Origin of the sequence: Nocardioides alpinus, assembly GCF_900112035.1 — a bacterium.
GTDB lineage: Bacteria > Actinomycetota > Actinomycetes > Propionibacteriales > Nocardioidaceae > Nocardioides > Nocardioides alpinus.
On record NZ_FOKC01000002.1, the window covers coordinates 324,554 to 339,530 of the forward strand.

15 protein-coding genes are annotated in these 14,977 nt (G+C 73.3%); 5 read left to right on the forward strand and 10 right to left on the reverse strand.

From position 1 onward, the window contains the following. Positions 1 to 100 precede the first annotated feature (100 nt). From BM127_RS06870 to BM127_RS06890, 5 genes are all read right to left on the reverse strand, one after another. On the reverse strand, positions 101 to 757 hold the full coding sequence (locus tag BM127_RS06870) for a response regulator (protein ID WP_091196375.1): 657 nt from the start codon (positions 755 to 757) through the stop codon (positions 101 to 103). Continuing rightward, positions 754 to 1,899, reverse strand: coding sequence for a sensor histidine kinase (locus BM127_RS06875; protein WP_231263298.1), 1,146 nt, complete (start codon positions 1,897 to 1,899; stop codon positions 754 to 756). The genes BM127_RS06870 and BM127_RS06875 overlap by 4 nt, the downstream gene beginning before the upstream one ends. 71 nt (positions 1,900 to 1,970) lie before the next feature. Further along, a complete protein-coding gene (locus tag BM127_RS06880; protein WP_091196379.1) occupies positions 1,971 to 2,645 on the reverse strand; it encodes an ATP-binding cassette domain-containing protein in 675 nt (224 codons plus the stop codon). Continuing rightward, the gene (locus BM127_RS06885) at positions 2,642 to 3,469 is read right to left on the reverse strand and encodes an ABC transporter ATP-binding protein (protein ID WP_091196897.1); all 828 of its coding nucleotides are present in this window, start codon (positions 3,467 to 3,469) and stop codon (positions 2,642 to 2,644) included. The genes BM127_RS06880 and BM127_RS06885 overlap by 4 nt, the downstream gene beginning before the upstream one ends. Continuing rightward, entirely contained in the window at positions 3,469 to 6,543 is a 3,075-nt protein-coding gene (locus tag BM127_RS06890; RefSeq protein WP_091196381.1) for an FtsX-like permease family protein, read from the reverse strand. Before BM127_RS06890 ends, BM127_RS06885 begins: the two co-directional genes overlap by 1 nt. Positions 6,544 to 6,598: 55 nt before the next feature. Between BM127_RS06890 and BM127_RS06895 the strand changes: the two genes are divergently transcribed. Then, positions 6,599 to 7,357, forward strand: coding sequence for an alpha/beta hydrolase family protein (locus BM127_RS06895; protein ID WP_091196384.1), 759 nt, complete (start codon positions 6,599 to 6,601; stop codon positions 7,355 to 7,357). Positions 7,358 to 7,432: 75 nt separating this feature from the next. Next, positions 7,433 to 7,684, forward strand: a complete 252-nt coding sequence (locus BM127_RS06900; RefSeq protein ID WP_091196387.1) for a hypothetical protein — start codon at positions 7,433 to 7,435, stop codon at positions 7,682 to 7,684. Here the strand turns inward: BM127_RS06900 and BM127_RS06905 are convergent. Further along, positions 7,641 to 8,009, reverse strand: a complete 369-nt coding sequence (locus BM127_RS06905) for an HNH endonuclease (protein ID WP_231263299.1) — start codon at positions 8,007 to 8,009, stop codon at positions 7,641 to 7,643. The genes BM127_RS06900 and BM127_RS06905 overlap by 44 nt on opposite strands. Before the next feature lie 10 nt (positions 8,010 to 8,019). Continuing rightward, positions 8,020 to 9,690 (reverse strand): serine/threonine-protein kinase, encoded by a 1,671-nt coding sequence (locus BM127_RS06910; RefSeq protein WP_175507337.1) that lies wholly within the window; start codon positions 9,688 to 9,690, stop codon positions 8,020 to 8,022. 84 nt (positions 9,691 to 9,774) lie between these two features. Here BM127_RS06910 and BM127_RS06915 point away from each other — a divergent pair, with 84 nt between their 5' ends. Further along, complete coding sequence (locus BM127_RS06915) at positions 9,775 to 10,140, forward strand: TraR/DksA family transcriptional regulator (RefSeq protein WP_198554214.1); 366 nt, start codon at positions 9,775 to 9,777, stop codon at positions 10,138 to 10,140. Between the two features lie 4 nt (positions 10,141 to 10,144). On the opposite strand, the gene BM127_RS06920 is transcribed toward BM127_RS06915, so the two are convergent. From BM127_RS06920 to BM127_RS22160, 3 genes are read right to left on the reverse strand one after another with little or no spacing between them, the layout of a single operon-like run. Beyond that, positions 10,145 to 11,218, reverse strand: coding sequence for a branched-chain amino acid aminotransferase (locus BM127_RS06920; RefSeq protein ID WP_091196393.1), 1,074 nt, complete (start codon positions 11,216 to 11,218; stop codon positions 10,145 to 10,147). A 14-nt stretch (positions 11,219 to 11,232) separates the two neighbouring features. Beyond that, entirely contained in the window at positions 11,233 to 12,309 is a 1,077-nt protein-coding gene (locus BM127_RS06925; RefSeq protein WP_091196398.1) for a 3-isopropylmalate dehydrogenase, read from the reverse strand. A gap of 10 nt (positions 12,310 to 12,319) precedes the next feature. Next, a complete protein-coding gene (locus tag BM127_RS22160; RefSeq protein WP_157829520.1) occupies positions 12,320 to 12,460 on the reverse strand; it encodes a hypothetical protein in 141 nt (46 codons plus the stop codon). 426 nt (positions 12,461 to 12,886) lie between these two features. Here BM127_RS22160 and BM127_RS06930 point away from each other — a divergent pair, with 426 nt between their 5' ends. Together BM127_RS06930 and BM127_RS06935 are read left to right on the forward strand one after the other, a co-directional pair. Continuing rightward, positions 12,887 to 13,453: an O-methyltransferase gene (locus BM127_RS06930; protein WP_091196401.1), complete on the forward strand. Its 567-nt coding sequence runs from the start codon at positions 12,887 to 12,889 to the stop codon at positions 13,451 to 13,453. A 21-nt stretch (positions 13,454 to 13,474) separates the two neighbouring features. Further along, positions 13,475 to 14,950, forward strand: coding sequence for a gamma-glutamyltransferase (locus BM127_RS06935; protein ID WP_091196403.1), 1,476 nt, complete (start codon positions 13,475 to 13,477; stop codon positions 14,948 to 14,950). Positions 14,951 to 14,977: the final 27 nt, after the last annotated feature.

The following is a 14,977-nucleotide window of genomic DNA, read 5'->3' on the forward strand; positions in this document are numbered from 1 at the left end:
CCCTCGCGGCACGGGGTCGTGCGCGGATCGGTTCGATGGCCAGTCCTGTCCTGGCCGAAAGTACGGGGCGTGCCCCTGTCCGACCTCAGGGACGCGGCCGCTACTCCCGGACCCGCCCGGTCTCGTACGCCCACATCGCGACCTCCACCCGGTTACGGGCGCCGAGCTTGACCATGAGGCTGCCGATGTGGGTCTTCACCGTGCTGAGGCTGATGTAGAGCTCGGTGGCGATCTCTGCGTTGGTGCGACCCCGCGCGACGGTGAGCAGCACCTGCTCCTCGCGCTCGGTGAGCGGGTCGAGGGGTTGCGCGGGTGGTGCTGCCCGTCCTGTGCGCGCGAACGTCGACAGCAGCCGCCGGGTGATGCTGGGGGAGATCAGCGAGTCACCTCGGGTGGCTGCCCGGATCGCCTCGCCGAGCAGCGCGGGTCCGGCGTCCTTCAGCAGGAAGCCGGTGGCGCCGGCCCGCAGCGCGCCGTGGACGTACTCGTCGAGGTCGAAGGTGGTGATCACGACGACGGCGACCGGGTCCTCGACGCCCGGACCAGCCAGCAGACGGGTCGCCTCGACGCCGTCGAGGACGGGCATCCTGATGTCCATCAGGCACACGTCGGGACGCAGCTCGCGGGCCAGCCGCACCGCTTCTTGCCCGTCGCGCGCCTCTCCCACGACCTCGATGCCGTCGAGGGTGCCGAGGATCAGCCGCAGTCCGGTCCGCACGAGGTCCTGGTCGTCGGCCACCAGCACCCGGATGCTCACGCCGCCACCTGCCGCGGCAGTGTCGCCGTGACGGCCCAGCCGCGACCGGGGCAGGGGCCGGCCTGGCACGTGCCACCCAGGAGCAGTGCGCGTTCGACCATCCCGGTCAGCCCGTAGCCCGCTTCGGGGGCAGGCTCTGCTGTGCCCGGGTCCCCGTCGTCGCGGACCGCCAGGCTGACCGTGGCCCGGTCGCCGGCGACGGTGACGTCGATCAGGGTGGCGTTCCGGGCGTGCCGCCGGGCATTGGTGACCGCCTCCTGGGCGATCCGGAAGACAGCGGCGTCGATCGCCGCCGGGAGGGCGATCAGGTCACCCGAGACCCTGACCTCCACCCGCGGCCCGGCGGGCGACGCCCCGGCCAGCCGCGCGAGGTCCGCGACACCGGGCTGCGGGGCGTAGTCGACGGGTGACTCGTTGCGCAGCACGCGGACCATCGCCCGCATCTCGGCCAGCGTGCGCGACGCCTCGACCTCGATCACCTCCAGCGCTTCGAGAGCCGATGACGGGCGTGTCGCCGCGAGCGCGCGCCCCGCCTGTGCCTGGACGGCGATGGCAGAGACGTGGTGGGCCACCGTGTCGTGCAGCTCGCGCGCCAGCAGGACCCGCTCGTCCGACTTCACCTGCTCCAGCCTGCGCTCCCGAGCGCCGTGCTGGGTGCGCGCGGCCCAGCCCAGGGCGAAGGCGGACATGAGGACAGCCACCCCACCGATGGCGTCTCCCACCCCGGACCAGTTGAACACGAACGAGATGGTGGCCGGGACCAGGATGATCGCCAGCCCCGCCAGCGCCTCCCGGCCGGAACCCCACCGGAAGAGGGCGTAGGGCAGCAGCAGGAAGTAGATCATCGTGTAGACGTCGAGCGCGGGTGCGTCGGTTGCGATCAGGCCGAGGTCCACGACCGCGACCGCGCCGAAGGCGGTCGCGACCACGGCGAGAGGGTGCGTACGCCGCCACAGCAGCAGCGGCGCCAGCCCGACCCCCAGCACCAGCGACAACCCCGGAAGCGGCATGTCCTCACGCAGGAGGACCTCCAGCACCCCGACGAACGCCACGCCCGCCAGCAGCGCCCAGTCCCGCCACACCCGAACCGGTGGGGCCGAGGGCCGGGGCTCCTCCAGCAGGGACCGCAGTGGATTGCTCACCTGCTCAGCGTAGGGATGGAGCGCCGCCACTGGACCGGCCGAAAGGCCGACCTGTCGCTGCCCACCTGCCATCAGGACCCGATGGACTTCCGCACCCATGTCGCCGCACCCTCGTCCAGCGCCAACGTCGCGTCGGTCTCGGCCGCCGCCTCGGGATCGTGGGTCGCCAGCACCACCGCCGCCCCTCGCCCCGCCTCCTCCCGCAGGGCAGCCATCATCAGCTCCCGGTTGCCCGCGTCGAGGTCGCTCGTCGACTCGTCCGCGAGGAGCACGGCCGGTCGCAGGGCGAAGGCCCTGGCCAGCGCGACCCGCTGCTGCTGGCCCCCGGAGAGCTGGTCGACGAGGTGACGCGACGACTCGAGCAGGCCGACCCTGGCCAGGGATGACTCCACCCGACCGAGTGCCTCGCGCGCCGGCACGCCCATCGCCAGGAGAGGGACCAGGATGCTCTCCTCGGCCGAGAGCGTGCCGCTCAGGCCGTTGCGCTGCGGGACGAGGACGACCCCTGCTCGGGCCGCGGCGTCGCGATCGGCCAGCACGGACCCGTCGACGCTGACCGTGCCGGCGACAGCAGCCACCGCGGGCCTCAGAGCCACCCCCAGCGCCCACAGCAACGACGACTTGCCCGCACCCGAGGGCCCCGTCACCGACACCATCCGGCCGCCGGGAACGTGCAGGTCCAGCGGACGTACGGCGACGAGGTCGCCGTACGTGACGCCGAGCCGGGAGGCGGACAGGTCGCTCATGGTCGCTCCGGCCTGATCTCGTAGTGGTCGCCGACCTGGTGCACGCGGACCAGCGTCCCGGGCGGCAGGCCCTCGCGGGCATGGCCCGGCAGCGGCAGGAACCCGTCGGCGGTCACCACGGCGTACTCCTCGCCGCTGCGACCCTCGCCGCCGATCCGGCCGTCGCGGATGGTGACCGTGCGCGGCAGCACGCGAGCGACGTCGGGGTCGTGGGTGACGAGCACGACGGTGGTGCCGTGGGTGCGGTTGACGTGCGCGAGCGCCGCCAGCACCTGGTCGCGGGCCTCGTGGTCGAGCTGGCTCGTGGGCTCGTCGCACAGGAGCAGGCCGGGGCGCGACGAGATCGCGACGGCGACCGCCGCGAGCTGAAGCCCGCCGGGGGTCAGCTCGCTCAGCGGTCGATCGGCGGCGGCGGCGAGCCCGACCTCCGCGAGCACCTCGGCCGGATCGGCGAGCATGCGTCCGGCGCGCCGCGCGGGCTGCTGGGCGAAGCGGACGTTGTCGCCGGGGGTGGCGTGGGTGAGCAGGTTGCGGTCGGCGCCCTGCAGCATCAGGCCGATCTCGGTCGCGCGCAGCCGGTCGAGCCGGCGCGGCGCGGCGGCAGACACCTCGGTGTCGCCGACGAACACCTTGCCGGCGCTGGGTCGCAGCACGCCGGCGAGCAGGCTCATCAGGGTCGACTTGCCCGAGCCGGACGGCCCCAGCAGGCCGACCATCTCTCCCGCCGCGACGTCGAGGTCGACGCCCGACAGCGCCGCGACGTCGTGGTCCTCGGCGTGGTAGATGTGCACCAGGCCACGGGTCCTGATCTCGAGCCCGCTCATCACACGGTCTCCGTCACGCGCTCGGGCCGGGCGCGGCGCGCGACCGCGAGGCCCGCCGTCGCGGCGACGGCGGGGAGCACCACCAGGCACGCCACGGCGACGTAGAGCACCGCCGGCCAGGCCGTCGCAGTGTCGATGACGGGCACCTCGGGGACGGTCGGGAAGAGGGCGACGTCGGGCATCGCCAGGAACGCGCCCACGGTGCCGGCGGCGACGCCGGTGACGACGGCAAGCAGGATCGCCGGCACCTGGGCCCAGGCCGCGAGCCGACGCGTCGTACGACGTCCGGCGCCGTTGAGCCGGAGGATGGCCAGGTCGCGGGCGCGGTCGCGCCAACCGGTGACGGCGAGCACCAGCAGGACGAGCAGCGCGTTGAGCACCACGGCCGGACCGATCACCGCGCCCAGGCCGAGGCTCCAGGTGGCGACGGTGTCCCGGTAGGCCTGCCGGATGGTCGAGGCACGGCGCAGGTCGGCCACCGCGATCCCCCGCTCGCGCAGCGCGGTGCCCACCTCCGCGAGCAGGTCGGGGTCGTCCACGAGCCACACCTCCGGGTGCGCGTCGTACGACACCTCGGCACCGCGGGAGAGCGCGTCGAGGTCCACCAGCGCCGAGCTGCGCGGCATGGCCGGGACGAGGGTGACCCGGCCGACGGACTCGGCGGGCCGGTCGCTGCCGTCGACCCCGGCCACCACGAGCCCGAGAGGATCGCGGCGAGCGGCGGGCAGGATCGCGGCGACGGTGTCGGGCACCCAGGCCGGCGTCAGCTGGGCGGGATAGAGGCCGTTGGTGCTCACCAGCAGGCCGAGCGCATCGTCGGACGCCTCGCTGGTCGGGCGGATCACGGTGCTCTGCGCGTCGGTCGCGTTCCAGTCGTCGGCCGCGGTGGGCCAGTCAGCCGGGCGCCCGTCGACCCGCAGGTCGCCGAGCTCCAGGTCGCCGCTGACGTCGACCGCCTGGGCGGCGATGAGCTCGACGGCCGCGAGCGTGCAGCCCGACACGCATGCCTCGTCGGTCCCGGTGAGCGTCGCCGTCCCGCCGGGCTGCGGGACCGTGCCGAGCCGGATCCTGCGGCGCGTGCCGGTGTCGGTGACGACGACGAAACCCAGGGCCACCTCGGAGTCACTCCCCAGCGCGTCGACCTTGGTGAGCTCGTCGCCGGTGCGCACGTCGAGGGAGAAGCGCGAGCCGGTGAGGTCGACCGGTGCCTGAGCGGGTGGCGCGATCGCCTCCCACTGCGCGTCGGTCGGCGCACCGCGCGGGAAGTACGCGATCTCCCGGAAGCCGTCCGGCTCGACGGCGAGGGTCTCGCCCGAGACCAGGACGGGTGTCGCGCGCCGGCCGGTGGGGTCGGCCTCGCTGACGGCCGCACGCACCCCGACGAGGTCGCGCCCGGCCAGGCGGAGCACCACTGGCGCACCGGCGTCGTGCTCGCTCGCGTGGGTCCGGTTGCGCTCCCCGATGGCGACGGCGTCGACCGCGAAGACGGCCAGCGCGCTGGCCACCGTGATCACCGCGATGACGGCGCGGGTCTCACGGCGGCGTCCGGTCTCGAGCAGGGTCACCCCGCTGACCAGGCGGCCGCGACGCAGCAGCCGACGGCCTCCCGCGGTCGCGGCGGGCGCCACGAGGTGGGCCAGCAGCAGGCCGGCGAACAGCGCCAGGAGCGCGGGTCCGGCCAGGGCGAGGGGACCGTCGAGGCTCCCGGTCACGAAGGCCAGGACGCCGGTGCCGACGGCGGCGAGCAGGAAGGCGTCGAGCGCCCCGAGGGCCCACCGCCGCGACGGCGGACGCCCACGGCGTACGAGTGCGTCGAGCGGCTCCCGCGCGACACGTACGGCGGCCGCCACCGTCGTCAGCACCACGACCGCTGCGGCCAGCAGGACCGAAGCGACGAATCCGGCGCCCACCTCGAACGGCGCCTCTCCCGGCAGCACCGACCGCGCGACGGCACCGCCGGCCAGTGCCGCCGCGGCCCCCGGCACGACCCCCAGCAGCAGCAGCGGGAGCAGCTCGACGAGCAGCAGGCCGACGGCACCGGCCGGGCCCCGACCGCGGAGCCGCGCGACGGCGACCTCGCGCCGCCGCTGCTCCGTCGCGGCGGCGAGCACGAGCCACAGCACGAACACCGTCAGCACCGCCATCGGTGCCATCAGCAGCGGGACGGTGCGGTGGGCCTGGGCAGTCTGGGCGCGTACGTCGTCGGTGAGGGCGCCGAGGTCGGAGTCGACGGTGAGGTTCTCCCCCTCGGCCCGCACCGTCCTGGCCAGCTCTCGCAACCTGTCCCCGAGCGCGAGCACCTCGTCGACGTCGGCCGACTCGGTGCGGACGAGCGCCCCTGCCTGCGAGGACTCGCCCGTCAGGATCGGAGCCTCGACGAACGTGTCCTCCGTGGTGAGCCAGACGTCGTGCGTCGCCGACGGGTCCGTGCCCCCGAACACGCTGGAGCTGCCGCCCAGCCTCAGCCCCTGCCACCACGCGCCGTCGGACGCGGCGTAGGTGCCCACGACCTCCAGCCGCACCTCGTCGGGCGAGTCGGACGCCGATCCCACCGTCCGGGTCGAGCCGATCGAGAGACCGAAGTTGTCGACGTCCGCGTCGCTGACAAGGACCTCGCCGGCAGCGGCAGGACACACGCCGCTCACGAGCTCCACCTGCTCGCAGAAGCCGTCGCGCCAGACGAGCTGCCCCGTCGGCGGGACGTCGCCGGCGACGGGGGTGACGATCGCGGTGCGGCCCAGCACAGGCGGCTCGAGGTGTGCCGCCACGTCTGCGGGGACCAAGGCCCGGAGGTCACGCGGGTCGCGTGCGTCCGTCTCCCCGCCCGCGTCGATCGTCGCCTGCGACACCACGGTCACGGCCTTCTCCGCCGGGCTCGCTCGGGCGAGGAGGGTGTAGACGAGCGCCTGCTGCATGGCGCGGTCGTAGACCGGCGCAAAGGCGGTGCAGGCCGTGATCAGCGCGGAGACCGCGACCAGCGCGAGGGCCTGGCCGCGCCGGTGCCCGACGGCCGAGCGCCACGCGAGACGAGCCGGCGACCAGCTCGCTGCGCGCCGGGATCGCCAGCCCCCCATGGCCACATCCTGTCGTTGTGCGGTGCCGCGGAGCATATCGGGCACGATGTGGTCCATGGCCGAACGCGTGACCTTCCCGAGCGTCTCCGGCGAGACGCTCGCCGGCCTGCTCGACGTACCTGTCGGCGACGTCCGCGGCTGGGGCGTCTTCTCGCACGGCTTCACCCTCGGCAAGGACTGCCCTGCCGCCGCGCGGATCTGCAAGCAGCTCGCCGCCGAGGGCATCGGGATGCTGCGCTTCGACAACCTCGGCCTCGGCGACTCGCAGGGCGACTGGGGTGACGGCTCGTTCTCGCACAAGGTGGCCGACACCGCGGAGGCCGCCCGCTTCCTCGAGTCCACCGGACGCCACGTCGAGATCCTGGTGGGCCACAGCTTCGGCGGGGCTGCGGTGATCGCCGCGGCCAAGCACGTCCCGCAGGCGCGTGCCATCGCGACGGTCGCCGCGCCGTACGACCCCTCCCACGTCGAGCGCCACTACGACGCCGTGGTCGAGCGCGTCCTGGCGGACGGCCAGGCGATGGCGACCTTCGGCAACCAGACGCTGCAGCTCAAGCGTGAGTTCGTCGAGGACGTACGCCGCGCGCACCTCCACGACGCGATCGTCGGCCTGCGCCGGCCGCTCCTGGTGCTGCACTCGCCCACCGACAACACGGTCGGGATCGCCAACGCGAGCGAGATCTTCAGGGCGGCCCGCCACCCGCGCAACTTCATCTCGCTCGAGGGGTCGGACCACCTGCTCACCGCGCCCGGCCAGGCGAAGCGGGCCGCGCGGATCATCAGTGCGTGGGCCGACCAGTACCTGGTGGACTGAGCGCCCCCGCCCCAAAATCGGGCAGATCCCTGTCGTGGGGGCCGCTTCCGCGCACCCCTCGGGAATCCTCGTCCCATGAGGGGGACGACGATCGACCACCGGACCGCCGCGATCAGCGAGCTGGTCGCAGCCGCAGACGACTTCGCACAGAGTGCGAGGCTCCAGGAAGCCTGCCGGGACCGGTCGCGTCCCGGCACCGGCGTCTTCCACCAGCACGCCCACTCGGCCACGCTGTGGCGCCAGGCCGAGGAACGACTCCGCACGCAGGTCCGCGCGCTGGAGCTCAGCTCCGGGGCGTGGTCGTCGACGTGGGACTTCGCGGACTGACGAGCAGCCGGATCTCTGCGTAGCGGGTGAGGAACGCCCGCTCGTCGAGACGCTTGCGCCGCAACCAACCGGTCACCTCGTCGTTGCACTTGCTGGCGTTGCACGAGCGACAGGCCGGCACCACGTTCTCGAGCGTGTAGCGCCCGCCACGGGAGATCGCGAGCACGCAGTCGCGCTGGAGCGCTCCGTCGTCGGTGCCGCAGTAGGCGCAGCCGTTCCATGCCGCCAGGAGTGCCGTCCACTGGTCCGCAGTCAGGTCGTGCTCGACGCCGTCCATCCGGCGCTTGCGCTTCCTGGCCGCCCGCACCCGGCGGCTGTTGCGCACCTTCACCGGGTCACAGCCAGCCGGGAAGTCGTACGTCGCTGAGCGGCGCGGCGTCGTCGGGGGCCCAGCTCGTGCCCTGGGCCGCTGCCGCACCCGCCAGTCCGGAGGCACCGGCCGCGACCAGCATGGTCACCAGCAGCCAGGGCACCCCGCGCCGCGCGAGCGGGTCGACGGCGCGGTGGACGGGCGAGCGGAACCGTTCGGACCCCGGCCCCCACCAGAGCCCCATCGCGAAGGCCGCCCCGACGATCGCCAGCGACGTGGTCAACGAGGCCGAGAAGGCGAAGCAGAGGAGGGCGAAGGCGGCACCGATGCCGAGGCTCCACAGCAGCAGGAGCAGCGTCCCGCCGAGTCCCGCCACCACGTGCCAGGGCGCGGCGAGCAGCAGCTGGATGCCGTCGTACCACTTGATCCCGCGCCGGTTGCGACGGTTGCCTGCCGAGGCCGCGGCGAGCGAACCGCTGCGGAGCAGCCAGACGGCGAAGAAGACGACGGTGAGGGCGACGTAGGGGGCGAACGCGACCGCCGCCGTGACGACCGCGCCGCCGGCGACGAGGGTGATCGCGCGGCGCACCCGCTCCCCCGCAGGCACGCGCTCGCGGACCGGACCGTAGTCGGACGAGACGTACTCGGTGGTCCCGTCGGGCAGCACCCGGGTGTGGCGCTGTGGGGCGGTGCGTCGGTCGGCCCACTGGTCGTCGTCGTCCGGCTCGGTCCACTCGTCCGACCAGTGCAGGGGCTCGGCCGCGGCCGTCCCGATGCGCGTCGGCGCGGCGAGGTCGTCGTGCATCGAGGCGACCATGGGCTGCGTCATCGGGGCGCGCGCGATCGGCGGGCGGCCGTCCGCGACCGTCGGCTGACCGCCCGAGGGATCTGCGAGGTCCTCGAGCCAGTCGCGCACCTCGTCCAGCGAGGGGCGGTCCGTGGCGGACGGCGCGAGGGCCTCCTCCACCAGCGGCAGGATGACCGGGTCGAGGCCGGCCAGGTCGTGCTCGCCGCGACGGACGCGGTCCATGATCGCCACCGACGGTCCGCGGCCGAACGGTGCGCGTCCGGTGCCGGCGTACGCGACGGTGGCGGCCCAGGCATGCACGTCGGACGCGGCGGTGGCGTCGTCGCCGTAGAGGATCTCCGGGGCGAGGTAGCCGGGCGTGCCGAGCAGCCAGCCCGTCATGGTGATGCGGGAGTCGTCCGCGACGCGGGCCAGGCCGAAGTCGATGAGGATCGGCGTACGGCCCTCCATGATCACGTTGGACGGCTTGATGTCGCGGTGCAGCACGCCGACGTCGTGGACCGCCTCGAGCGCCTCGGCGAGGCAGTCGGCGAACCACAGCAGGTCGGCGCCGGCGAGGGGGCCCTCCTCCTGCACGTGGTCGTGCAGCGAGAGGCCGGGGACGTAGCGCGTCGCGACGTAGGGGATCTCGCCCCAGGGGTCGGCGTCGACGATCTCGGCGATGCGGCGGCTGCGGACCCGGCTGAGCGACTTGACCTCGCGCGCGAGCCGGTGGCGGGCCTCGTCGTCGCCGACGACGTGCGGACGCAGCACCTTGATCGCGACCGGTCGCTCCCCCGGCTTCTGCCCGAGGTGGACCACCCCCATGCCGCCCTCGCCCAGGCGCGCACGCAGCGCATAGCCGCCCACGGTCAGACCCGGCGGCGGCTCCTTGGGGGACGTCGTCACGCCATGAGGATACGGGCGACGGCGGGCGATCCCGCTGATCGCCGCGTGCGCGCCGCTGTCGTACCCACGCCCCATGATGGGGTGGTGGACGGACATCGGGAGCGGCTCGAGGAGGAGCACCGGCTCGCGCTCGCCCGCCTGGCGACCCTGACCAGTGACTTCGACTCCGTGGTCGCCGCGTCGCTCGACACCAACGCCGACGACGAGCACGACCCCGAGGGCACCACGATCGCCTTCGAGCGCTCGCAGATCGGGGCGCTCGTGCAGCAGGTGCGCCGCCACGTGGCCGAGATCGAGGCCGCGACGGTGCGCCTCGACCAGGGCTCCTACGGCGTGTGCGAGGTGTGCGGCGAGCCGATCGGCGCGGCCCGGCTGGGGGCGCTGCCGGCCGCGCGGACGTGCATCGGGTGTGCCGCGCGAACCGACGTCGGGCCCGCCAGGCGGATCTGAGGGGTCAGACGACCCGGTGCATCCAGCCGAACGTGTCGTCGGTGCGGCCGAACTGCATGCCCACCAGCGCGTCGCGGATCTGCATCGTGAGCTCGGTGCTCGCGGGCGCAGCGGTCACCCCGTGCGGCGAGCGCAGCTCCCCGACCGGCGTGACGACGGCGGCGGTGCCGCAGGCGAAGATCTCGGTGATGTCGCCCGACGCGACGCCGTCGCGCCACTCGTCGATGGAGAACTTGCGCTCCTCCACGGAGTGGCCGAGCTTGCCGGCCAGCTCGATGATCGAGGCGCGCGTGATGCCCTCGAGGATCGTGCCGGTCTCGGGGGTCACGATGCTGCCGTCGGCGTGCACGAAGAAGAGGTTCATCCCGCCGAGCTCCTCGATGTAGCGGAACTCCTGGTCGTCGAGGAACACGACCTGGTCGCAGCCCTGCTCGATGGCCTCGCGCTGGGCGGCCAGGGACGACGCGTAGTTGCCGCCGGTCTTGGCCGCACCCATGCCACCGCGCCCGGCGCGGGTGAAGGTCTCGGACAGCCACAGGTTGACCGGCTTGATGCCGCCCTTGAAGTAGGCACCGGCCGGCGACGCGATCACCATGAAGGTGACGTGCTGGGCGGGGCGGACACCGAGGAAGGTCTCGGAGGCGAACATGAAGGGCCGCAGGTAGAGCGACTTCTCGCCCTCGCTGCCCGGCACCCAGCGCTGGTCGACCTCCACGAGTGCGTCGACGCACTCCACGAAGTCCTCGACCGGCAGCTCCGGGAAGGCGAGCCTGGTCGACGACCGCACCATCCGCGCAGCGTTCTGCTCGGGACGGAAGGTCCAGATCGAGCCGTCGTCGTGACGGTAGGCCTTCATCCCCTCGAAGGTCTCCTGCGCGTAGTGCAGCACCGCGGTCGCCGGGTCGAGCGTGAGCGGGCCGTAGGGCGTGATGCGGGCGGCGTGCCACCCCTCCTCAGGCGTCCACTCGACCGTGAGCATGTGGTCGGTGAAGTGCTGGCCGAAGCCGGGGTTCGCGAGGATCTCGGCGAGCCGGGTGTCGTCGACGGGCGTGGTGTTGGCGGTCGTGCTGATCTGCATGGGGGCAAACCTACTCAGAGTCGGGCGGCGATCGCGTCCCCGACCTCACTCGTACGACGACTCGTGCCGGGCGCCCGCTCGCTGAGGTCGGCCAGGACGGCGGTCTCGATGGCGGCGGCCGCGTCGGCGTGGCCGAGGTGGTCGAGGAGGAGGGCGCCGGAGAGGATCGCAGCGGTCGGGTCGGCCTTCTGCTGGCCGGCGATGTCGGGGGCGGAGCCGTGGACGGGCTCGAACATCGACGGCGTGGTCCGGTCGGGGTTGACGTTGCCGGAGGCGGCCAGGCCGATGCCGCCGGTGATGGCAGCGGCCAGGTCGGTGACGATGTCGCCGAAGAGGTTGTCGGTGACGATCACGTCGAAGCGGGCCGGGTCGGTGACCATGAAGATCATGGCCGCATCGATGTGGATGTAGTCGGTCGTGACGTCGGGGTGCTCCGCGCCGACCGACTGGAAGAGCCGCCACCAGAGGGAGCCGGCGTTGGTCAGCACGTTGGTCTTGTGGACCAGCGTCAGCTTCTTGCGCGGTCGCTTCTCGGCACGGTCGAAGGCGTCGCGGATCACGCGCTCGACGCCGTACGCCGTGTTGACCGAGACCTCGGTGGCGATCTCGGCGGGAGTGCCGACGCGGAGGGCACCGCCGTTGCCCGTGTAGGGGCCTTCGGTGCCCTCGCGTACGACGACGAAGTCGATGTCACCGGGCGCGGCCAGGGGTGAGGCCGTGCCGGGGAAGAGTCGTGAGGGACGCAGGTTGACGTAGTGGTCGAGCTCGAAGCGCAGCCGCAGCAGCAGCCCGCGCTCGAGGATCCCGGGCGGCAGGTTGGGGTCGTTGGGCTTGCCGCCGACGGCTCCCAGCAGGATCGCGTCGTGCTCACGGATCTCCGCGAGCACCGAGTCGGGCAGCACCTCGCCGGTGGCGAGGTAGCGCTCGGCGCCGAGGTCGTAGCGCGTGGACTCGAACGTCACCGGGGACGCGACCTCGAGGACCTTGAGGGCCTCGGCGGTCACCTCCGGGCCGATGCCGTCACCGGGGATGACGGCGAGGGTCGGGCTGGCGACAGAAGGTGGAGACACGGTCTGCGGGGTGTCGGGCATGCCGCGAAATCTAGTTGTCGTCGGGACGCATGGCCCCGTTGTCTCGCAGGTCAAGCGCCGTCTGCAGCGCGCTGGCGGCGTTCTCCACGCTGTGCGGGTTCTCGGGGTCGTGGGCCGCGGGGCCCCATGAGTCGGGATACAGGTCGTACATGGTTCTCACTCCTACACGGATGGATGTGGGTGTGAGCTCGAAGCCGCCGACACCGCGGCGGGTGAGGGAGCGGGAGTGCGGGGATCGCCCGGGGCCCGGCTGCCGGCCGGCCCTGCGTCCTCGGAGGACCTGGGTGCGGGTCACGCGTCCTGGGACCGGACCCGCCGCAGAGGCGGCGGCTTCGAACTCGACTGAGTCGAATGAAGGCCAGGCGGCGGAACCTCGTCAACGCCGAACACCGCGACGAGGTGGCCTTCTGTCAGGCCCCGCCGCGGCGAACGATAAGTACGAGCACGCTCCGCATGATGGGAAGACTGTACGACCGCTGGGCGGACACGCGCATCCGCTTTCCGAAACGTGTCAGATCGTGAGATGCCGGACCGGCACCTGAGACCCGCCGCGATTGGTGACACACTCGGCGACCTCATGTCTGCCCCTCCCGATCTTCCCGACGTCGTCTCCCGCGCGTTCGACGTGTGCCGCCAGGCCGGCTACGTCGCCTTCTGCCGCAACGAGACCGGCCGCCTGCTCGCGACGCTCGCCGCGACCCGCGGCGGCACGATGGCGGAGTTCGGCACGGGCTGCGGCGTCGGCACCGCGTGGCTGCGCAGCGGCGTACGCAACGGGGCCCGGATCCTGACCGCCGAGCTCGACGAGAAGCTGGCGGTCGCTGCGTCGAAGATCTTCGAGGACGACGCCAAGGTCGAGGTGCTCGCCGCCGACTGGAACGTGCTGCGCGACCACGGCCCCTTCTCCTTGCTCTTCCTCGACTCCGGCTCGCCGTCCGAGGTGGGCGTGGACAACGTCGTCGACCTCGTCGAGCCGGGCGGGATCGTCGTGCTCGACGACTTCGCGCCGTGCGAGTCGTGGCCGCCGATCACCTACGGCCGTGTCGACACGCTGCGCGAGCAGTGGCTCACCGACGAGCGCTTCACCGCCGTCGAGGTCATGGTGGCTGCCGATGCGTCGGCCGTGATCGCGACCCGTCGCTGACCCGTCCGTGAACGTCCGTCCATGACCGCGCTGGCCGTCGCCGCACCCAACCCCGCCGCGGCGGACGCCGCCGAGCAGGTGGCGCGGGCCGGCGGATCCGCCGTCGACGCCGCCATCGCCGCGGCCCTGGTGGCGATGGTCAACGAGGTCGGGCTCGTCTCGCTCAGCTCGGGCGGCTTCGTCACCGTGCAGCCGGCGGCAGGCTCGGCGTACGCCGTCGACGGGTGGGTGGACCGGCCGGGACGCGGCCGTGTGGCTGACGCAGCGGTGAACACCTGGGACGTGTCGACCGCCTACGGCGGTGGCGTCACGATCACGATCGGGCCCGGCTCCGTCGCGACCCACGGCTCACTGTCCGCCTTCGGCGAGGCCCACGCGCGCGACGGTCGGCTGCCGTGGCGCGAGCTGGTGGCACCGGCGATCGACGTGGCCCGCGGCGGCTTCCGGCTCGGGTCGGCATCGCGCTTCTACCTCGACCACGTGCACGAGAGCGTGTTCGGCTGGGACCCCGAGAGCCACCGGGCACTGCACGACGAGGACGGACGCCTGAGGGGCGACCACGTGGTCGTCGCGGACCTGGCCGCGACCCTGGAGGTCATCGCAGGCGACGGACCGCGGGCCCTCCACCAGGGCGACCTCGCGGCGCTGGTCGCGAAGGACGTGCAGGAGCGGGGCGGGCTGCTCGGCGCGGCCGACCTCGCTGCGTACACCGCGGTGGTCCGCGCACCGCTGACGACCCGGGTCGGGTCGTGGAGCCTGGCCACCACTCCCCCTCCGTCGGTCGGCGGGGTCGTCGTGGCCTCGATGCTCCGCCTGCTCGACGGACGCCCGCGCAGCGGCTGGGATGCCGACGACGTCGCGCACCTGGTGCGGGTGCAGCGCGCGGTCCTGGGACACCGGCGCGAGGTGCTGGAGACAGCGGCCGACCTCGACGCCGCCTCGCGCGCCTGGCTGGACCGCGTCGACGCCGACCACCGCGCGGTGCTCGAGTCGGGGTCGACCGCGCACGTGTCGGTCACCGACGCCGACGGGGCCGCGTGCTCCCTCACGGTGTCGTCGGGATACGGCGCAGGCATGATCGCCTCCGGCACCGGCATCTGGCTCAACAACTGTCTCGGCGAGCAGGAGCTGAACCCGCCCGGTCGTCACGTCCCGCCCGGTTCCCGGCTGCTGTCCAACATGGCGCCGACGGTGGGCCGTCACGACGACGGCTCGACCCTCGCGATCGGCTCACCCGGCGCCGACCGGATCACCACGGCCGTCGTGTCGGCGCTGGCCGGCTTCGTGAGCGGCGGGCTCGACCTGACCGAGGCCGTCGCCCACCCCCGGGTGCACGTCCACCGCGCCGGCCTCCCCGACGAGGAGGTCCGCGTGGAGGAGGAGCCGTCGATGTACTACGGGGGCGTCGGCGCTGCCCTCACGACGTACGACGGAGGGCTCGAGGCGGTCGCCGACCCGCGCCGCGAAGGGGTCGCCCGGATCGTCGACGAGCGATGAGCCAGGCGACCCCTCCTGCGGCATGGC